The following is a 20,727-nucleotide window of genomic DNA, read 5'->3' as shown; positions in this document are numbered from 1 at the left end:
TTTTTTGATATTTATTATAATGAAAGGAGTGTGGAGTTATGGATTGGACGATTCTTATTGTTTTAAGCAGCCTACTTTTGCTCGCATATTTCGTTTATTTAGCAATAGCTGATTAATTTACTTACAGATACAGTGGTAATTAATCACCGTATCTGTAAGACCCCATAATGAAATTTAGCTGTTTTGCGCTTAAATACGTGAAAGCCAAACTTTGCAAATCTCTCACTTTTATAATGATCCTTTAATACAACTCTATCTTTCGCAACTCTTTTTGCATGGTTAATCAATTCTTCCGTTATGTCCTCGTATAAAGCGAACTTTGTTAGGCCTTTAATCCCATCCGATTCTAGATTTTTTTCCTCGAACATTGGATCAAGGTACACACAGTCAAAACTACAATTATCCAAGTTTTTTAAATGGTCAAGTGAGCGGTGATTTATGACTGCAATGCGGTTCAACGCTGCATTTATTTCTGGTATCGTCGTTTCCCAGGTTTGTAATCCATTTTGTACAATATATGCAATGTAGGGATTCCCTTCAATTCCGACCACTTTCCCTTCATTCCCTACCACATAACTTGCCACGATGCTATCTGAGGCTAGACCTAATGTACAATCTAAAACCTGAGAACCTCTTTTCAACTGACAAGCATCGATAAACGGATCGCTCTCTCCCTTTTTTAATCGCTTAAGACGAAACATACTTGAATTAGGATGGAAGAAAAATGGTTGCCCTTCCCCATAAGGAAACATTTCTAACCGTTCCTTCCCTACTACAATACAATCATCATCGTACATTTCTTGAAGTGCTAAAACAGAACGCTTCTGTCTAGGTATATATTCAATTTCTAAATCCTTCGCTACATTCTTAGCCTCATCTATCATTATCTCATTTGTGCGTCCTGCTGTAGTCACAAACATATATCCACCTAAATTCTCATTATTAATCTAATCAACGAATTAAAAAAGGATGCCCAGCGACATCCTTTCTCATCATTTTTAACAATGGTTTTCAAATGCAACTAATAGGTTTTCCATGATCGTTTCCATTGCGTTATCTTCAATATCGTCTCTAGGGATAAAGTGAACGACCTCTTTACCTTTAAGAATCGCCATTGATGGTGAAGAAGGCTCATACCCTTCAAAGTACTCACGCATTTTTGCTGTTGCTTCTTTTTCTTGTCCTGCAAAAACCGTCACGAGCTGGTCAGGATTTTTGTCAGTTCTCAGGACAGCCTGAGTAACAGCTGGGCGAGCAAGTCCTGCAGCACATCCGCAGACCGAATTAACCACGACTAAAGTTGTACCTTCTGCCTTTTCCATGAAATTTTCCACATCATCTGGTGTAAGTAGTTCCTGAAACCCTGCTTGAACAAGCTCTTCACGCATAGGGCGTACCATTTGCTTCATATATTCTTCATATGCCATTGACATAATGAACATCCCTCCTAAATTGATTTCCACTATTAGCATACTATATTTTACAGCAGTGAAGCAATTTACGAGCATTGAATAATGTTTAATTACTGAATATTCTTAATATTATAACTTCCAAAATTTGTCGAATTCCACTATAAATTTGTCTACTATTGTCCTATTATAATAGAAAGATATTTTGTAGGAGAGGAAGTCCGCAGCATGACACCTAGAAAAAGACTGATCATATTTTCCACTTTGTTTTGTATTTCCTTTTTTATTTTTTCTTCTTCTATTATTCTAGGAAGACATTTAACATTCGAATCTAAAGTAGAAGCTACTACGCTAAATAAAAGCTCTTATCGGATTCATAGGAAAAAAATAAGTGAACTCCAAATAAAAAGTGACGTCTTTACTAAACGCTTTTTGAAAAACGAAGTGACTCAACCGATTTATTTGACATTTGACGATGGACCTACTGAGTATACAAATGACATTCTAGAGATCCTCAACAAATTTGAAATAAAATCTACTTTTTTTATGTTAAACAATAATATTTTAAATAAACCTGAAGTCGTCCAAGCTGTTAAAGAGAATAGTCATACTATTGGTTGCCACGGAGTTTCTCACCAGGTTTCTAAATTTTATAAGACTAATTTGTCTCCTCTTGATGAAATGAATACATGTGAAACATCAGTGAAATCTATTACAGGTGAATCCGTGAATATTATTCGCGTTCCTTTCGGTAGCTTTCCCCACTTAACAACTGCCCAAAAGGCTGAACTTGATAAAGCCAATTACGTGATGTGGGATTGGAATGTAGACAGTAATGATTGGAATAACCATAGCGAGAAGAAAATTACCCAATCGGTCCTAAACCAAGTACAGAAATTATACAAAAGCGGCAGAGTTCCTGTTATCCTCTTCCATGATAAAGAAGTTACCGCTAAAGCGTTACCGACAATCATTGAGTCTCTTAAAAATTTAGGTTATGAGTTTTTACCTATTAATGAAAAAGATATTCCTGTCCAATTTCAGATTCATTCATAAACGAAGCACAGCTCCAAAATTTGGAGCTGTGCTTTATTTATGATGTCTTATTTATTTCTCATTTCCGTCATTTGCTTCCAGACCGAACCTTTTGCCTCTTCTCCGTGCTCGATTCTTTCAATTGCTAGCTTAATTTGCATGCTAACTTCAAATTCTCGATCATCTTCGGCAGCTTTTAATGCAGGCAGTGCTTTCTCGTCACCCACCTCATAGAGGAACATCGCCGCTCTCCAGCGCACAAGCTTACTCTTGTCTGTTAAAGCTTCTGCCATTTCATCTGCTGCCTCTTCAAAGCCTAAATCAGATAGGCAGTCACCAGCCGTTCTTCTAACGGTAACGGATTTATCCCTTAATGCCTTGTATAGAAAAGGTAAAACCTTTTTATCTTCGATCATTCCTAAATAAACGGTTGCAAGTCTTCGGATAGAAGCTTTTTCATCTGCTAGAGCCTTATCTAGGAGAGGTAAATCCTCTATCGTCGGATCTTCCATTTGCTCTAACAGCTGATAACGTTTTTGCCAATCCGGTTCATTTAAATCTTCTGGTGCAACCTTTATTTTTTTCCGTGGCTGTAGTTGCACTACAGAATCCGAACTCTTCGCTTGAGCCGAGATTTCCTTCAAGCGTTCCTCTGGATACGCTGCGATTAGCTCATCAACCACTTCATGTCCGATTTCATCAAACTCACCGTAACGAACTCCGTGGTCCTTCCACTTTCGTTGTAAAATATAGTTTTCGTCGTCTTGAAGTTCTGCAACGAGTTTCGTAAATTGTTCAGGCATCCCAAATCGTTTTTCTTCTGTCCCATCTGTCAATTTCACTTGAAGAGGAATCCCCTTGTACATTTGAACCTGAACTTGGATTTCCCCAAAATGTTCATTCATCCTTTGACGAGAAGAATGGTTTCCATCCTCATCTTCTCCAAAAGCCTTTCGAACTTGTGGAAGAAGATCTTTCCAGTCAAATTTGGCATTGCGCTCAACCGCTAAAAAGTCAGCAACATGATAAACACCTTTGATTCCTTCAATATTGAGAATCTCTTGTACTACATTCGGAGCCCCTTCCATTGTCTCTTTCTTATAATTATTGCTCTTCCCCATTGGAAGTTGCTCATCCAAATTAATTTTCATGGTATTTGGACTTGGAGTAGGTTCAATAGATTTGATTTTCATAATTTCACCCTTTTTACTGGCAATTTTTCACTTTACTGTATCACTTTAATTATTTATTATCGTAACATAAGTACCTAGATGGCACACAAGATTGTGCTCAAGCTTTATCATTACCCATTTTCAATAAGTTCAGATAAGTAACTCCATCTTTCAATTAAATATTCCAGCTTTTCATTTAAAGTGTTTTCTTCATTCATCAGAGCCTGCGCCTGTTCAAAATCACTTCCCGTTTGGGTCATTTCCTCTGATATTTGTTTTAGGCGTTCTTCTACAGCAGTTATATCGTCATCGATTGTTTCCCATTCCAATTTCTCTTTGTACGTCAATTTCTTCTTTTTTGGTTTGTCCTCGGTCACTACTTTTTCCTTCTGAATGGTCGGTTCCTTTACATTCTGTTTTGCTGACTGACTCTCTAATAGCTCCGTATAATTGCCATAAAAAGAATCAATGTTTCCGTCTCCGTTCAAAATAAGAAGTTGCTCTACGACTTTATCAAGAAAATAGCGATCATGGGAAACCGTTATGACCACCCCTGGAAAGTCCTCTAAATAATCCTCAAGCACCGTTAAAGTTTGCGTATCCAAATCATTAGTTGGCTCATCAAGTAATAAAACATTGGGCTCAGACATAAGAATTTTCAATAAATAGAGCCTGCGTTTTTCTCCACCTGACAGCTTACGAATCTGCGTTCCATGGGTATAGGTTGGAAATAAGAATCGTTCAAGCATTTGTGTTGCAGAGATTGTTTTTCCATCTGAAGTAGTAACGACTTGAGCTGTTTCCTTCAAATACTCGATCATCCGTTTATTCTCATCTAAATCTTCGTTTTCCTGAGTATAGTAGGCAATTTTCACCGTTTGACCAATCATATATTCTCCAGAATCTAATGGTAGCTTGCCAGCTAGCGTGTTTAACAATGTTGATTTCCCTGTTCCATTTCTACCTACAATTCCGATTCGATCCCCCGGCTTCACCAATAAATCAAAATCCTTTAAGATAACTTGGCTTCCGTATGATTTATAGGCATCCTTTAGTTCGAAGACTTGCTTCCCTAACCGACTTCCTGAAAGAGATATATCGAGCTTTTCCGTAGATTTCACTGAGGAAATTTGTTCATCTAAGTTTTCAAATCGGCCAATTCTCGCTTTTTGTTTCGTTGTACGTGCCTTTGCACCACGGCGAATCCATTCCAACTCTCTACGAAATAAATTTCGTTGTTTTTCGAGAGTTGCAGCTTCATTTTCTTCACGTATTGCTTTCGCTTCAAGAAATGCTGCGTAGTTTCCTTTGTAGCTATATAGCTTTCCACCGTCTAATTCGAACATTCGATTCGTAACACGATCGAGAAAGTAACGATCATGGGTAACGAGTAACAATGCACCACTATACCTACTTAAATATTCCTCAAGCCACTTAACCGACTCATAGTCAAGATGATTGGTAGGTTCATCTAATATTAACAAATCAGCATCTCGAATCAGGACTTGCGCTAAAGACACCCTCTTCTTTTGTCCACCTGAAAGCTCTGCAATCTTTTTATTGAAATCGGAAATTCCTAGCTTCGTTAAAATCGTTCTCGCATTTGTACCCACATCCCAGCCATCAATAGCATCCATCTTTCTTTGTAGGTCAAATAGTTTTTCCTGATTTTCAGCTCGATTTGGATCTTCTTCTAAAGCGAGCAGTGCTTTCTCATATTCTTTCACCACTCGTAGAATAGGTGACTCTCCTGCAAACACTTGGTCAAGAACCGTTAAGTTCTCATCAAGTACTGGGGATTGTGAAGCATAGGCAATTTTATAATCCTTTGGCATCGTCACTTCTCCAGCATCCGGGTCATCGATACCTGCCACAATTTTCAGCAAGGATGATTTACCTGTACCATTAACTCCGATTAAGCCAATTCGTTCTTTCTCCGTAATTGTAAATGATATATCCTGAAATAATTCCTTTTCTCCATACGTCTTCGTCAAATTATCAATCGTTAACATCTTCATGTAAAACCAATCCAATCATCAAGTATTATCCGTCCTCCATTTTATCATAAAGCGAGCAGTCCTTGTACATGAGGCGATCTACATTAAGAGCAAAAGGGATTCAGAATGAAATCACTCTGAATCCCTAATGAATGATATTTGACTAGCTTTCTTCCAAACCATTATACCAACTAATTCCAATTGTGTGTTCTCCAGCATGGACACCGACTGTTGCCCCTATGGGATGACAACTAAAGCTTAGAGAAGGAAAATGGATTTGTAGCTCTTCTTTCCATTTTAAAGCTACTTCCTGATGAAGTCCGTACAAAATGTATACCTCTTTAAAGTTAAATTTTTCATACGACTCACGTAAATAACCGAGGATTTTATCCTTTGCTTTTTTCTCACTACGCGCTTTGTCCTTTATCGAAAGTACGCCATCAGATATTTGAATAATAGGCTTTATATTTAGCATACTGCCAAGAAAATATCTCATTCCTGACATTCTCCCACTGCGATGAAGTTGTTCAAGGCTACCTACTAACACATAAACTTCATATGTTTCTCTTAATTTTTCAATTTTTTCTTTAATCGATTCAATACTTAAACCGTCTTTTAACCATTTCATCCCCTGTTTAATTTGAACCGTTAACGGATAAGACAATATTTTTGAATCGATGGTCATCACTGGAATGTCAACTAATTGAGTTGCTTGTTCACTGGATGATACGGTACCACTTAGTTTTGCTGAAACGAGAATCGGGATGATAGCATCATATTCATGGCTAAGCTTATCAAACAGTTGCTTAAATTCCCCAACTGATGGTTGGGACGTTTTGGGTGGAGTTTTTAACGTTTTCAAACTTTCATATAGTTCTTCTGGTGTTAAATCTATCGTATCTAGAAATTGCTCTCCATCTAATAATATCGACATTGGAACCGCATACAAATCTGGATTCTTTTTTATCTCTTCGTCTAAGCTTGCTGTACTATCGGTCACCCAAGCTATTCTTTTCAATATTCTCTCCCCCTTAAAAGAAATTAAGACCTGATACTAAAATTAGATACTAATTTCATTTTACACGGTCTTAAGGTAGAGCGCTAGCCTAACAATTATAAAAGCCGATTTATTTTTTGAAGTGACTCGAGCATATAATCCATCATAGTTAAAAGATCATCAATCTGCTCTTCGCGGATTAACCGATTAAATTCAAGCGTAATTTCTTTTGTAATCATATTATTATCTTCGAAAAGATCATAACTAATTTTTTGCGTAAATGTTCGCTCAGAACCCCAAATACTAGTTAAGATTTTCCCCAATTCCTGATGCATTTCTTGATTATTTTCATGCTTCATTTTGAAAATGACAAAAATATTTGCACCAGCTAATCGTTCGTTTTGTAATTGGGGATGAAGTTCGGAAGCGAGATTTTCTAATGCTGCTTTTAACACGAGTGTGCACTGAATTGAGGAGGAGTTCCGGTTGGAAAAAGTAACATCGTATTGCCTTGATAACTTGGCAAGATTCATTACATCATTCCGGTCAAGGATCGCAATTTTCCCCTCTAAATCCCGGTCATACAAAGCACCTTCAAGAACTACCTTCATGTTTTCAAATGCGGTTGGGTCAAACATATTATTCACTCCTCATGAAAGAAGCGACAGGAAAATCTCCCGTCGCTCAAGTTATAAACTTAAAATAATCCGATTGGGTTTCCTTCTGCGTCTACATCCATTTTTAATGCGGCTGGTAATTTAGGTAGACCTGGCATCGTCATAACATCACCTGTTAATGCCACGATGAATCCAGCTCCAATCGATGGCTTTAGTTCTCGAACGGTGACGGTAAAGTCAGTAGGTCTACCTAGCATGGCAGGATTATCTGATAATGAATACTGTGTTTTCGCCATACAAACAGGTAGATTGCCCCATCCGAAGCGTTCAAAATCCTCCAACTGTTTTTTCGCTTTTGAGGAGAATTCTACGTTGTTTCCTCCATATACCTTTTGAACAATGGTTGTTATTTTTTCTTCAAGGGAATCAGATAAGTCGTATAGTGGAGAAAAATTAGACTCACTTTCTTCAACGACTTTTAGAACTCTTTTGGCAAGGGCAATTCCACCTTCTCCACCTTTTTCCCAAACCTCTGTTAGCTCAACTGGTAAATGGAATTTTGCGCACAACTCAAGAAGAGTCTCTACTTCCTTATCCGTATCTGAGACAAATTTATTGATGGCGACGACAAATGGAAGTCCGAAGCTTTGAATCGTCTCCGCATGTTTTCTTAAGTTTTCAAACCCTGCTACTAAGCCTGCAATATTTTCTTTTGTTAGCTCTGCTTTGGAGATACCACCGTGCATTTTTAATGCTCGAATCGTTGCAACGATGACGACCGCTTCTGGTTTAAAACCTGCCGCTCTTGCTTTAATATTAAGGAATTTCTCTGCTCCTAAGTCCGCACCAAAACCTGCCTCCGTCACTACATAATCTGCTAATTTCGATGCCGTAACGGTTGCAATCGCACTGTTACAGCCATGTGCAATGTTTGCAAATGGCCCACCATGTACAAGTGCTGGTGTGTGCTCAATCGTTTGTACAAGATTTGGTTTAATGGCATCCTTTAGAAGTAGTGTTAATGCTCCTTCTACACCAAGGTCAGCTACTGTTACAGGCTCTTTATCTACATTATAGGCCACGATCATATTGGATAATCTTTGTTTCAAGTTTTGCAAATCTGTTGCTAAGCATAATACTGCCATAATTTCAGATGCGACTGTAATATCAAATCCATCTTCACGAGGCACGCCTTGAATAGGTCCACCAAGTCCAACAATAACCTTTCTTAATGCTCGATCATTCAAATCAACTGCTCTCTTCCAGACAATTCTTCTTTGGTCAATGTGCAGTTCATTTCCTTGTTGTAAGTGGTTATCAATTAGAGCAGCTAACGCGTTATTCGCCGTTGTGATCGCGTGAAAATCACCTGTGAAATGTAGGTTAATATCCTCCATTGGAAGGACTTGTGCATAGCCGCCGCCTGTCGCACCACCTTTTATTCCCATCGTCGGGCCTAAAGACGGTTCTCGTAAAGCAATCATCACTTTTTTATTCAACTTATGTAATGCATCTCCAAGACCGACTGTAACAGTAGATTTCCCTTCTCCGGCTGGTGTAGGATTAATCGCTGTTACAAGAATGATTTTTCCAGAATCCTTCGTTTGAACTCTTTTAATCGTTTCAGACGAAAGCTTGGCCTTGTATTTGCCGTAAAGCTCAAGATCATCTTCAGTTAAATCCAATTCCTCTGCAATTTTTAAAATGGGCTCCATTTTCGCCTCTTGGGCAATTTCGATGTCAGTCTTAAATTTCACATTCACACTCATAGCATTTACCCCCATTACGATTCATTGGTGATTTCAACTATATTGTATCATCTTTTATACATAAGATTCGGAATTAATTTTGCAAAAAGATTGATACATCATTTAAAGGGCTATATAATATAAAATATTGAAAATTCAAACAAGGAAGTGATCGTTTGCCTATCAAAATACCGAAACTTCTTCCAGCACGTGAAGTATTAGAAAAAGAGAATATTTTTATTATGGATGAAGTTCGGGCAAATACACAGGATATTCGACCCTTAAATATCATTATCTTAAATTTAATGCCAGAAAAAGAAAAAACCGAGGCTCAGGTGCTGAGATTGCTGGGAAATACTCCTTTACAGGTCAATATTTCGTTTTTACAAATGGCGACACATCAGTCGAAAACAACGAGTCAGTTCCATCTTGATCAATTTTATACGACATTCCCGAATATCAAGCATCGAAAATTTGATGGCATGATCATTACTGGCGCTCCAGTAGAAATGCTCCCGTTTGAATCAGTAGATTATTGGGATGAACTGGCAGAAATTATGACTTGGTCAACTACACATGTTACTTCTACTTTACATATATGCTGGGGTGCTCAGGCAGCCCTTTACCATCACTTTGGAATCGGAAAATTCGAATTACCTCGTAAGTGCTCAGGAGTTTTTTCTCATATTGTACATGATCGGAGTGAAAAGTTACTAAGAGGATTTGATGATGAATTCTTTGCTCCTCATTCACGATATACTGATGTCGATCAAGAAAAAATCAATCATCATCCTGACATAAAGCTTCTTTCCTTTTCTGAAGAAGCAGGACCTTTTATTATAAGTTCTGGCAGCGGAAAACAAATAATGATTACTGGCCATTTTGAATATGATGCTTGTACATTAGGTGAGGAATACAATCGTGACCGTCAACGAGGATTAGACATTCATCTGCCCGTCCATTATTTTCCTAATAACGATCCAAACAGACAACCACTGAACCGTTGGCGTTCTCATGCCCATCTACTTTTTTCAAACTGGCTGAATTATTATGTTTATCAAGAAACACCTTATGTGTGGGAATAGAAATTGGAAAAGCAGCCTGGCTATTTAAGTCAGACTGCTTTTTTCCGTCATAATAAATAAATCAGGACTGCTGATTAGAATAATATACTTCTTCAAATGGCTGTACAACGACAAATCCATTTCCAGCGAACTTCATTTGAATCGATTCTCCACTCCCTCTTCCGATAAAGGTTTTAAACGAAACATCTGTCACAAATTCCGGTGTTAAAGAGCCTGACCATGCTACAGTCGCATTCGGATCCGTATATACTGGATTATTAGGTGTTACCAGAAGAGTCAATGGTTCATAATGAGAAGTAATCGCAATCATTCCATGACCTTCTAAACGAACATTAAATAATCCTCCAGACATCATGCCCGCAATTTTTCTCATTAATTTAATATCCCAATCAATCGATGGTTCAAATGCCAATAAATCATTACCATTGACAAAAATAGATTCACCTTGAAGATGTAAAATGCTAATTTTCTTCCCTTGATCAGCTACATAGAGCTTCCCTTTTCCTGTCGCTTTCATTAATGAAGTACCTTCACCTGTAAAAGCCTTCTTAAACAATTTTCCAAGTCCATGCTCAAAAATCCCTTCTCTCTCATACTTAATACTACCCCTGTAAGAGACCATTGCCCCTGCCTTTGCCCAAATTTGTCCATTGAGATTGATTTCAAGCATTCGCGGTGTTTCAAGTTCAAACAGGCCTTCTTCCTTATCCTGCTGCTGTGTTTGTTTAACAAATTCGTTCATTGAATATCGACTCATCAAATATCATCTCCTCTATGAATATTTTCACCATTCTTTTAATCGTATAACCTTCACAGATTATATTTCTATTTTTAACGAATAAATCCTTGTTTTACCAACAACAATAATAAGAAAGTTAAAAAAGGAGACCTCTTTAATGGAAAAAGAAAAAATCGTATCCGTCTATCGAAATCATATGGGAGATATTATTAGCTTCCAAACTTCTCAAGGAAGAATCATTTCCTATCGTAAAGCATTATTGGAAGCCTTTGATGAGAAATTCGCAGATGTCAATATTGTGGAATATGAGAATGGAGAGACATTATTTGATCACGCTGCATTTGAAAATCTCCCATCTTATTACTAGGCTCCTTTCGCAACCATTGTTTTTTTGGAAAGCAATAAGAAACAAAGTGCCTGATTTAGGGAGCGAAAAGTGCCGTCGCACACTTCATGTATAGCTATAACCGTGATATAAAGGGAAAAAACCGTCTTCTCGGTTTTTACAAATAACCACAATCTATACGAAAACAGCATGTTAATAAAGGCGACCGAAAATTCGGTCGCCTTTATTGTTGTCCATCCAGGAATTTATAAATTCCCTCGACTTAATATTCGTATAAACGGTAGGAGTATCGGTATGAAAAAATAACAGGAAAAATTCCGCTTAATGAGCAACCATCATGAAAAAGAGCCGAAATAACAGGAAAAATTCCTGCTATTCACTCAAAAAATGCCAAAATAAACGATTATGCTCTCCATAAGCGGAAAATTTTCCGTTATTTTCCCTAAAAGGGGAGTCCATTAAGGAGATAACAGGAAAAATTCCGCTTAAGGGTGAGTGATGTTTGGATCGAATTAGACAAACCGGAAACTTCAAACATTTTGTATGAGTTTTGTTCTATTCGTGAAAAGAGAATTGTTATTCTTGCTCTTCATTTTTCTTCTGTATTTCTCTTAATGCCAGTACTCTAGTTTCGTCTTCCTCAAAAAATTGGACGAGATCGCCGATGCGATCAATGGCGTTCCAACTTAAATGGTGTTCAATTCCTTCTACATCATTATAGATATTTTCTTCCATAACTCCGATCGTTCGCAGTAAATCCTCTAATAAATCATGGCGATAAACAAGACGTTTACCAACTTTTTTGCCTTTTGATGTTAACGTAAATCCTCTATATTTTTCATAAACTAAATACTCATCTTTATCTAATTTTTGAACCATTTTCGTTACGGATGAGGGATGAACCGAGAGAGATTCAGCGATATCTGAAACCCGCGCATAACCTTTTTGTTCAATTAATAAGTAAATTTGCTCGATATAGTCTTCCATACTTGGTGTTGCCATCAGTACACCCTCCAATAATTTTGCACTAATACAAAAGTTTTTTCAGTTTATACTCAAAGTTTACTATATTAAGAAAGGGGATACAAGAAAGAACAAAATGAAACTTTAACTTAGAAAATAAATTTCACTTTTTTCGCAGTCTCATCCCAACCAAGTTTTGCATCAAACGTTTTTTCCTTCCCTTTAAACCCTTGAATCAATTCGGTATTTCCTTCAGATAATATAGCTTTAATATGCTTTTGCGTAACCGATTTGCCGAGAATCTTTTTTGAAATCGTAAAATCACAATTCGTCTTTTGATAGTTGGAACAGCCATAGAAAGTCCCTTTATCGATAACAGCTCCACTACATTTCTTGCATGTTCCTAAATTCATAGGTTGTCTTCTTTGTTTACCCGGTTGTTTCCCCGGAATAAATCCATCTACCAGTTCTTCAGGAAATTTCCATTTTTCCGATGCTTCTGTTGTAGTCGTGATAAGATGAGTGATCATTTTATTCGTTTGCTCCATAAATTGCTTCGGAATAGCTTGTCCCTCTGAAATCTCTTTTAATCGTTGCTCCCATTTTGCCGTCATCTCAGGAGAAGCTAATATTTCATCCCCTATTGCTTGAATAAGGATTTTTGCCTTTGCTGTTGCATAAACTAAGTTTTTACGGATATCAATGTATTTTCGTTCTGTTAACATCGTAATGATTCCAGCTCTTGTAGCTTCTGTACCAAGACCTTCCGTTTTCATCAGGACTTTTTCAAGCTCTTTATCCTCAATCTGCTTTCCGGCTGTTTTCATCAATGTGATTAATTGACCTTCTGTATATCGCTTCGGAGGCTGGGTCTTGCTTTCCTTCACTTCCACTTTCGCAACCTTTCCTACTTCCCCTTTTTCTAAACTCGGAAGACTCGGATCCTTGTCTTTTTCATATTGAGGAATGACCTTTCTCCAGCCTTCCTCCTTCTGAACTTTGCCCTTTGATTGAAAAGTTGCTCTTTCATCGACTAATGTCGTAACTGTTGTGTATTCCGTTACAGACTTTCCATAATGAGCAGCAATCAGACTTCTTGCAATCAAATCATACATTTTTTGTTCATCAGGGCTAAGCCTAGACTTAGTAGGAACTTGCTCTGTAGGGATAATCGCATAGTGATCGGTTACTTTTTTATCATTCACGTACCTGGTATTTTTCAATATGGAAGCGTTAGGTAGAGGAAAGAGCTCTTGATATTCAGGGAAATTCTCCAGTTTTCCTAGTATTTCAGGAAACATTTCAGCCTCTCCCTTTGTCACATGCCGTGAGTCAGAACGCGGGTAAGAAACGATACCCTTTTGATAGAGTTTTTGAACCGTATCCAGTGTTTTCTTTGGCGAGAATTTAAAACGCCTATTCGCTTCCGCTTGTAAGGAAGACAAATTATAAAGAAACGGAGGTAAATATTCCTTTTTTTCCGAATGAACTTCAGCTACTTTCGCCTCTTTGCCTTCGCAAAAAGCGGCTATTTTTTCTGCCATCTCTTTCGTGTCAATTCTCGTCACACCGTCTTTTTCCCATTTGCCCTCATACTTCTTTTTATCGATATTAAATTTCGCTTTAACCTCCCAAAAAGGCTCAGAAACAAATGAATCGATCTCATGCTCCCTTTTGACAATAAGGGCTAGAGTCGGGGTTTGTACTCTACCAACAGAAAACACATCTGCAAACCCTTTTTGTTTAAGGAGAATGCTATAAAGTCTTGAAGCATTCATTCCCACTACCCAATCAGCACATGCCCTCGTATAAGCCTCATAGTAGAGATTACGCGTATCATTCTCTGAACGTAATGATCGAAATCCTTCTTGAATTGCTTTTGGAGTTAATGAAGAAACCCAAAGTCTCTTCATCGGTTTATGACATTTTGTTTGTCTGAGAATATTGCGAACGATTAACTCCCCTTCGCGACCAGCATCCCCTGCATGAATGATTTCCGTCACGTTTGGATCCGAGATAAGCTGTTTGACAATTGCAAATTGCTTCCACTTGTCTTTGGAAACTTCATACTGAAATTGAGCTGGAATCATCGGTAAGGTTTGAAGGGACCATTTTTTCCAATTTGAGTCGTATTTTTCTGGGGGAATGAGCTGTGTAATATGTCCGATTGCCCAAGTGACATATGCTCCTTTGGGGAATATTTCATTTGGTAGAATTTCGATGTAGCCTTGCTTTTTCTTCATTTTATAAACGGATGCTAACGTCAGACCCTGGTCTGGTTTTTCCGCGATAATGAGTTTCATTATGGGACTCACTTCCAATTTCACAAAATAAAACGCCTCTCCTATTGTACATGATTCCGCTAGCTACGAGAATACATTTCATCATTTTTTCATAAATAGAAAAAAAAGCCTCACATAAAATGTGAGACTTCTAAGTTAATTTCAATCCCCTTTGCGACCATTTTTTCGCCAAAACTCCTTTATGAGGAGCAAATAGAAAGACGAGTGCAAAAATCACTCCATTAACCGTTGCCATACAACCTGAAATCGATACGTCTAGCCAGCTTGCCAGATAATAGCCAATGATCGCTGCGGCAACGCCGAGGAATGCACTAAGTAGGAGCATGATACTTAATTTATCCGTTAATAAGTAAGCAGAAGCACCTGGTGCAATAAGCATCGCAACAACCAAAATCGCTCCAACGCTATCAAAAGAGGCGACAGTCGTCATGGAGACCATTGCCATCAAAATATAATGAATGACTAGAACTGGTATTCCAATCGCCGCGGCCATTTGCGGATCAAAAGATGTTAATTTTAACTCTTTATAGAAAAGAATTATGATCACCAAATTGATAATTAACACTGCTGATAGCATAATAAATGCCCTCGGTAATTCTGGTAGAAAACCCCACTGGACTAAATCCCATGGTACGAAGGTGATTTCTCCCATAAGAGCGTGATCGACGTCTAAATGGACATGATCAGCATACAAGCTTAAGAGAATCACTCCCACCGCAAATAGAAATGTGAACACAACTCCAATCGAGGCATCTTCCTGTATTCCAGAACTGTTTAAAAGCTGTACGAATACGGCTGTTAACACGCCAATCCCTGCAGCTCCTATGAGCATATAAAATCCGTTTAAACTTTGACTGAACAGAAAGGCTAAAACAATGCCTAACAATACGGTATGACTAATAGCATCTGCTAGCATTGCGAGACGGCGTAAAATCAGGAAGCAGCCTGTAATTCCACAGCTAATACCCGCCAGCGAACCTATTATTAAAATCCACGCTTCGTAGCTCATTGATAGCTCTTCCTTTCTTCTCCAACCATTAACTCCTGTTGTAGGCGTTTATTTAACCGCAGTCTCTTAACCCACTTCGTAATCAATCCTCTTTCAGGTGCAAACAGTATGGAAATTAAAAATATGAATGTTGCTGTGACGACGATAAAGGGGCCTGTTGCTAACCCTTCTCCTAATGTACTTAATAAAGTACCAAACACTCCAGACAAGGCACCAAAGACCCCGGATACGATAATCATTCTAGATAGTGAATTGGTCCAATAACGGGCTGAGATTGCTGGCGTGATCAGCATCGCTGCCATTAGAATGACACCAACTGCTTGAATTCCTACCACAATTGCGGACACCAGCAAGGAAAGAAAGACAAAGTTTAATAGCTTTGTAGGCAACCCTAACCCCTTCGCAAATTCAGGATCAAAGGTTAATACCTTTAATTCTTTGAAAATGAGCCACGTTATAACGGTTAAGAAAGCTGCTGCGCCTGCCATTAACTTTACATCACTGCCAACAAGAGATGCCGCTTGCCCAAAAATAAAATCGTTTAGTCCACTTTTATTACCAACACTTGATTGGGACACCTTCGTTAGTAGAACAATTCCAAGCCCAAAGAAAACGGATAACACTAACCCGATGGCCGTATCCTCCTTAATAATAGAGTAGGATGATATTGCCTGGATGCAAAAAGTGGCCAATAATCCAGAAATAGCCGCTCCAATCAATAAAGGGAATAATGATTTTTCCCCTAAAAGAAGAAAAGTAATACATATACCTGGTAGTGAAGCGTGTGCGACAGCATCCCCCATTAAGCTTTGTTTTCTTAATAAAGCGATGCTTCCAAGGACACCACTTGATATCCCTAACAACATCGTTCCAAGAAGAACCCATTGTGTATTAGCATCGGTTAGACTAATTTTTATTAGATCGTCCATCCTTCGCACCTCATTTCTGTCCCACCATAAAATGACCTTTATCCAAAAAAGCTAATGTTCCACCATAAGTATGATGTAAATTTTCTAATGTGAAGATATCCTCGGTTGGCCCTTCTGCAATCACATTCACATTAAGCAAGATAACATGATCAAAATAATCCTTGACCGTTTGCAGATCATGGTGGACAACGAGAACCGTTTTCCCTTGTCGCTTCAATTCATTTAATAACTCTATAATTGCTCTCTCTGTTGCCGCATCTACACCAACAAATGGTTCATCCATGAAATAAACCTTCGCATCTTGGGCAAGTGCTCTTGCAAGAAAAACTCTTTGCTGTTGGCCTCCTGATAGTTGGCTTATTTGCCTATTGGCATACTCTGACATGCCTACTTTCTCTAAACAGCTAAGAGCATATTCTACATCCTTTTTGCTTGGTCTTTTAAACCAACCAACATGACCGTATCTCCCCATCAACACAACATCAAGGGCATTTGTTGGGAAATCCCAATCAACTGAACCTCTTTGGGGAACATATCCAACAATTCGATCCTTTGCTCGATATAATTTATCATAAACCTTAATTTCACCAGTTGCCTTCGGAATTAATCCTAAAATGGCCTTGATTAATGTCGACTTCCCCGCTCCATTCGGGCCGATAATACCAATTAACTTTCCTTCAGGGACAGTAAAACTCACATTCTGTAAAACTGGCTTTTTTTGATAGGCAACAGTTAAATTATTCACTTCGATTGGATTCATTTTACTCACTCCTACTTTAATGCCTCTGTAATGGTCTTCACATTATGCCTATACATTCCAATATACGTTCCTTCTTCCGTGCCATCTTCACCCATCGCGTCTGAGAATAGTTCTCCCCCAATCGTGACTTCATGACCTTTTTGTTTTGCTCCTTCGATTACCGCATTTATGGACCGTCCTGAAATACTAGACTCCACAAAAACAGCTTTAATATTTCTTTCAACCAATACATCCACTAATTTCTGAACGTCTCCAAGACCATATTCTGATTCCGTACTAAGGCCTTGTAAACCCATTACTTCGATATCATACGCTGCTCCAAAATATCCGAAAGCATCATGGGCAGTGACCAGTACTCTTTGCTCTGGCGGAATTTTTGCCACTTCTTCTTCCGTATACTTTTTCAAAGCATCCAATTCTGTAAAATATTCCTGTGCATTGTTGCTATAATATTCTTCATTGTCAGGGTCAATTTCAATGAGACCATCCCTTACTTTTTCAAGCGCTTGCCTCCATAAAGAAACGTCGAACCAAATATGAGGATCAATCGTACTACTATCCTCTGCACCCTCAAGCAAATCCCCCTCAGATAACACTTCACCAATCGCATAGGTCGGTTTCTGTTCATTTATTTTCTCGAGAACATCGAGAATTTTCCCTTCTAAATGAAGACCACTATAAAAAATAATATCCGCTTTCTCAAGCTTTTCCATATCTCCTTGAGTAGCTTTATACAGATGGGGATCAGTTCCTGGTCCCATGAGACTGACTACTTCCACTTTGTCTCCCCCTATATTTTTGACCCCATCAGCAATCTGTCCAATCGTTGTCGTCACGATGATTTTTTCATTGGACTGTTCAGCATTACTACTCTCGTTTGAACAAGCCCCTAATAGAACAGCCGAAAAAACAACAAGCAACCACATCAGTTTTTTCATATTCCTCTCCATCCTTTCTTCAATTTCTTGTGTTCTGTCCTCATGCACTTTTATTAACTACGACCACTTTTTTAAACTTAGGACATGTTTTTTAGTTTAATCAATAAAAGTTTCCTATATGCAACATTTTAAGCGAGTTCAAAAAAAAGTCAACCAAAAAATACAAAAAGTTTCACATTTCCTTTTTTACATAAAAAAAGGTTCCTTCAATTAGGAACCTTTGCTAAATTATTCTGTATTTAATTATCTTCTAATACTCTTTCAATTTGCAGATGATGATTATACTTAAGGTCAATAAGATGGTCCTCTGTTTGGACTAGACATCGAATCGGTTCGTAAGGATTTATGAGGACAATTGTTCCGATATTTCCGTCTGAAAGAAGAACTTTTCTTCCTATTAGGCTATCCATCACTTTGTTTAAGAAAGTCAATACAATCTTCGGATCTAGCCTTCCAAACGTATCCTGCTCCATTTGTTTGATCACTCCATAAAATGGGAGTGCTTCATGATAAATTTTTGGTGAGGACATCGCATGAAATACATCAGCAACAGCTACAATTTTTGCTAAATAACTAATTTGAGAGCCTTTAATCCCAATTGGATAGCCATTTCCATCCTCTCGTTCATGATGCTGCAACGCTATTAAGGCCACATTTTCATTTATATGATCCGTATTTTTGAGAAGATTATAGCCATACACCGTATGATTGGACATGATTTCATATTCTTCTCTCGTTAGTTTCCCTGTTTTGTTTAATATATCGGAAGGGACTGATGCTTTTCCAATATCATATAAGGTAGCTCCTAAAGTTAAATCCTCTAACTCTTGTTCATTTAATTTTAACCATTTGCCAATTACTCTTGAAATGATTCCAACACCGATCGGATGTCTATATGTATAGCGTTCTTTTTCATTTAATTCAAAGAAGAGATGATAGATATGTGGAATCTCGGCTGCTTTCTTAATAATTGGAATAATTTTCTCTTTTATTTCCACTAGCGGAACCTCTCTACCTCCCCTCACTTGAAAAAATATGGACTCCATTTGCTTCGATGCTTCTGTAATTCTTTCTCCAACTCTTTTAAGTAGCAACGGATCGTATTTTTCTGGGATGGTTAAGTGTTGGGAAGGCTCGTTCCATAGCCTTTGTTCATTTTCGGAAGTAGTCATAGGTGTTTTTTGCTCAAAAAAAGGTGGGTCTTTCTTCATTTCATTCACCTACTTTTCCAGATTATGATCAGTAAATATATCGAATTAACTCTATTAAACTTATCCAAAGCATAACAAAAAATGGGAATATATAAAAGATTAATTATAGGGATTTTCAATGATTTCCCTAATCTGAATTTTTAGTATATAGTTCGTAAAAAGGCTTACATTTCTTGACGACTAAGATTCAATCATGTATATTATAGACATCATTAAACAGAATTTATTTCCGCCATTGGTAACTATTGGCACTAAAATAAACTCGATTAATGATAATATTACTTGGCACTTTTTTGTGTCCTTAAAGGCTTAGGAGGAATTTTTTTTATGCAAAACGGTAAAGTAAAATGGTTCAACAATGAAAAAGGCTTTGGATTCATTGAAGTTGAAGGTGGAGACGATGTATTCGTACACTTCACAGCTATCCAAGGAGATGGCTTTAAATCTCTAGAAGAAGGTCAAGAAGTTTCTTTCGAAATCGTTGAAGGTAACCGTGGACCACAAGCTTCTAACGTAGTTAAGCTATAATCCAATAAATTATAAGCATAAGGCTGGTGAATTTCACCAGCCTTTCGTAATGTCCGTTATTCAAGTTTCTTTCCAATATCTTTTATCTTCTCACCAACTGTGCACTGGGTAATACAAAAACGATGAGCATAGGTCCTTCCCATCTCTTTTTTATGGTGTCTATGTAAAAAACAGTCCTTGCAATAGCTGCTTAGCAGTTCTTCAACTTCTAATAGGATGTCTTTCCGCTTCAAACGCTCTACCCCTCTCATCGATTTTTCGTCATTCGAATGCAAGCCATTTAGCTAGTTAAGTTCCATTGTACTATGAATGATTTTCCCTTCCAATGCCTGTGTGGCAAGTTTATCTGCTTCTTTATTTTCTTTTCTCGGCACAGGTTCATATTTCGCCTTGATGCCAAGATTGTTAATCTTTTCATCAATTCGGTCGAGCCAGCGACTTAAATTATTTTCAAAGACTGGCCATTCTCCCTCTAATTGCTTCAATACTACTTGGGAATCTCCTTTAATCTCACACGGTAGATGATGAACACCAAGCCCCTCAAGTAAATCTAAAGCAAAATACAATGCTGCATATTCAGATTCGTTATTTGTTTCCATTTGTTCAATTAATTGATTGGCTCTTAAACGAAATTGTTTCTTCCCTTGCTTATAATAAATAATGGCTCCTAAACCAGCCTCATATGTATTATTATTAAAGCCACCATCGAAATATAACGTAATATCATGGGGTTCCTCTTCTATCTCCACTGTCAGCTTACGCATCTCTTTCATGGACCAGGAATGGTTCATTTCATCTAGAAATGAAAATTGTGAAACCTTCCCCATTTTTTCCAATTCCTCTCCCAGACGAATCGCCGTATCTGCGTCTAACCACTCTGATGTAAACGCAATAGGTTTGCTGCCACGTAATTTATACGTCATCTCAATTTTGTAATCCAT

Annotated in this window: 21 protein-coding genes; 4 read left to right on the top strand and 17 right to left on the bottom strand. The window is 37.9% G+C overall.

The window, feature by feature from the left end:
* Window positions 1–143 precede the first annotated feature (143 nt).
* Entirely contained in the window at window positions 144–920 is a 777-nt protein-coding gene (locus AA0X71_RS09900) for a class I SAM-dependent methyltransferase (RefSeq protein ID WP_413361694.1), read from the bottom strand.
* A 78-nt stretch (window positions 921–998) separates the two neighbouring features.
* A complete protein-coding gene (locus AA0X71_RS09895) occupies window positions 999–1,433 on the bottom strand; it encodes a BrxA/BrxB family bacilliredoxin (RefSeq protein ID WP_413361693.1) in 435 nt (144 codons plus the stop codon).
* A gap of 204 nt (window positions 1,434–1,637) precedes the next feature.
* On the opposite strand from AA0X71_RS09895, the gene AA0X71_RS09890 reads away from it, so the two are divergent.
* Window positions 1,638–2,465, top strand: a complete 828-nt coding sequence (locus AA0X71_RS09890; RefSeq protein ID WP_413361692.1) for a polysaccharide deacetylase family protein — start codon at window positions 1,638–1,640, stop codon at window positions 2,463–2,465.
* Between the two features lie 47 nt (window positions 2,466–2,512).
* On the opposite strand, the gene AA0X71_RS09885 is transcribed toward AA0X71_RS09890, so the two are convergent.
* The 5 genes from AA0X71_RS09885 to AA0X71_RS09865 form a co-directional block, all read right to left on the bottom strand.
* A complete protein-coding gene (locus tag AA0X71_RS09885) occupies window positions 2,513–3,637 on the bottom strand; it encodes a conserved virulence factor C family protein (protein WP_413361691.1) in 1,125 nt (374 codons plus the stop codon).
* A 110-nt stretch (window positions 3,638–3,747) separates the two neighbouring features.
* Window positions 3,748–5,634 carry an ABC-F family ATP-binding cassette domain-containing protein gene (locus AA0X71_RS09880; RefSeq protein ID WP_413361690.1) on the bottom strand — a complete coding sequence of 629 codons (1,887 nt, stop codon included), beginning with the start codon at window positions 5,632–5,634 and terminating at the stop codon, window positions 3,748–3,750.
* 142 nt (window positions 5,635–5,776) lie between these two features.
* Window positions 5,777–6,631, bottom strand: a complete 855-nt coding sequence (locus AA0X71_RS09875) for a DegV family protein (protein ID WP_413361689.1) — start codon at window positions 6,629–6,631, stop codon at window positions 5,777–5,779.
* Window positions 6,632–6,726: 95 nt separating this feature from the next.
* Window positions 6,727–7,248, bottom strand: a complete 522-nt coding sequence (locus AA0X71_RS09870) for a hypothetical protein (protein ID WP_413361688.1) — start codon at window positions 7,246–7,248, stop codon at window positions 6,727–6,729.
* A gap of 59 nt (window positions 7,249–7,307) precedes the next feature.
* Window positions 7,308–8,996 (bottom strand): formate--tetrahydrofolate ligase, encoded by a 1,689-nt coding sequence (locus AA0X71_RS09865; RefSeq protein ID WP_413361687.1) that lies wholly within the window; start codon window positions 8,994–8,996, stop codon window positions 7,308–7,310.
* A gap of 155 nt (window positions 8,997–9,151) precedes the next feature.
* On the opposite strand from AA0X71_RS09865, the gene metA reads away from it, so the two are divergent.
* Entirely contained in the window at window positions 9,152–10,060 is a 909-nt protein-coding gene (gene metA, locus AA0X71_RS09860) for a homoserine O-acetyltransferase MetA (RefSeq protein ID WP_413361686.1), read from the top strand.
* Between the two features lie 61 nt (window positions 10,061–10,121).
* On the opposite strand, the gene AA0X71_RS09855 is transcribed toward metA, so the two are convergent.
* Window positions 10,122–10,817 (bottom strand): AIM24 family protein, encoded by a 696-nt coding sequence (locus tag AA0X71_RS09855; RefSeq protein ID WP_413361685.1) that lies wholly within the window; start codon window positions 10,815–10,817, stop codon window positions 10,122–10,124.
* A gap of 139 nt (window positions 10,818–10,956) precedes the next feature.
* On the opposite strand from AA0X71_RS09855, the gene AA0X71_RS09850 reads away from it, so the two are divergent.
* Window positions 10,957–11,166, top strand: coding sequence for a DUF3892 domain-containing protein (locus AA0X71_RS09850; protein ID WP_413361684.1), 210 nt, complete (start codon window positions 10,957–10,959; stop codon window positions 11,164–11,166).
* Window positions 11,167–11,721: 555 nt separating this feature from the next.
* Here the strand turns inward: AA0X71_RS09850 and mntR are convergent.
* From mntR to AA0X71_RS09815, 7 genes are all read right to left on the bottom strand, one after another.
* Window positions 11,722–12,147, bottom strand: a complete 426-nt coding sequence (mntR, locus tag AA0X71_RS09845) for a transcriptional regulator MntR (RefSeq protein ID WP_413361683.1) — start codon at window positions 12,145–12,147, stop codon at window positions 11,722–11,724.
* 110 nt (window positions 12,148–12,257) lie between these two features.
* Window positions 12,258–14,411 (bottom strand): DNA topoisomerase III, encoded by a 2,154-nt coding sequence (locus AA0X71_RS09840; RefSeq protein ID WP_413361682.1) that lies wholly within the window; start codon window positions 14,409–14,411, stop codon window positions 12,258–12,260.
* 130 nt (window positions 14,412–14,541) lie between these two features.
* A complete protein-coding gene (locus tag AA0X71_RS09835) occupies window positions 14,542–15,420 on the bottom strand; it encodes a metal ABC transporter permease (protein WP_413361681.1) in 879 nt (292 codons plus the stop codon).
* Window positions 15,417–16,349 carry a metal ABC transporter permease gene (locus AA0X71_RS09830; RefSeq protein ID WP_413361680.1) on the bottom strand — a complete coding sequence of 311 codons (933 nt, stop codon included), beginning with the start codon at window positions 16,347–16,349 and terminating at the stop codon, window positions 15,417–15,419. Before AA0X71_RS09830 ends, AA0X71_RS09835 begins: the two co-directional genes overlap by 4 nt.
* Before the next feature lie 10 nt (window positions 16,350–16,359).
* On the bottom strand, window positions 16,360–17,109 hold the full coding sequence (locus tag AA0X71_RS09825) for a metal ABC transporter ATP-binding protein (RefSeq protein ID WP_413361679.1): 750 nt from the start codon (window positions 17,107–17,109) through the stop codon (window positions 16,360–16,362).
* Window positions 17,110–17,120: 11 nt separating this feature from the next.
* Window positions 17,121–18,047, bottom strand: a complete 927-nt coding sequence (locus AA0X71_RS09820; RefSeq protein WP_413361678.1) for a metal ABC transporter solute-binding protein, Zn/Mn family — start codon at window positions 18,045–18,047, stop codon at window positions 17,121–17,123.
* A gap of 239 nt (window positions 18,048–18,286) precedes the next feature.
* Window positions 18,287–19,258 (bottom strand): HD-GYP domain-containing protein, encoded by a 972-nt coding sequence (locus AA0X71_RS09815; RefSeq protein ID WP_413361677.1) that lies wholly within the window; start codon window positions 19,256–19,258, stop codon window positions 18,287–18,289.
* 327 nt (window positions 19,259–19,585) lie between these two features.
* On the opposite strand from AA0X71_RS09815, the gene cspD reads away from it, so the two are divergent.
* The gene (gene cspD / locus AA0X71_RS09810; RefSeq protein WP_019155915.1) at window positions 19,586–19,786 is read left to right on the top strand and encodes a cold-shock protein CspD; all 201 of its coding nucleotides are present in this window, start codon (window positions 19,586–19,588) and stop codon (window positions 19,784–19,786) included.
* Between the two features lie 56 nt (window positions 19,787–19,842).
* On the opposite strand, the gene AA0X71_RS09805 is transcribed toward cspD, so the two are convergent.
* Together AA0X71_RS09805 and AA0X71_RS09800 are read right to left on the bottom strand one after the other, a co-directional pair.
* Window positions 19,843–20,019 carry a zinc-finger domain-containing protein gene (locus AA0X71_RS09805; protein WP_019155916.1) on the bottom strand — a complete coding sequence of 59 codons (177 nt, stop codon included), beginning with the start codon at window positions 20,017–20,019 and terminating at the stop codon, window positions 19,843–19,845.
* Between the two features lie 51 nt (window positions 20,020–20,070).
* Complete coding sequence (locus AA0X71_RS09800; RefSeq protein ID WP_413361676.1) at window positions 20,071–20,727, bottom strand: reverse transcriptase-like protein; 657 nt, start codon at window positions 20,725–20,727, stop codon at window positions 20,071–20,073.

It is taken from the genome of Robertmurraya phoenicis (assembly GCF_047302285.1).
In the GTDB taxonomy this organism is placed as follows: domain Bacteria; phylum Bacillota; class Bacilli; order Bacillales; family Cytobacillaceae; genus Robertmurraya.
Note: the sequence above shows the minus strand (reverse complement) of the source record. Positions and strands in the feature narration are given on the sequence as shown.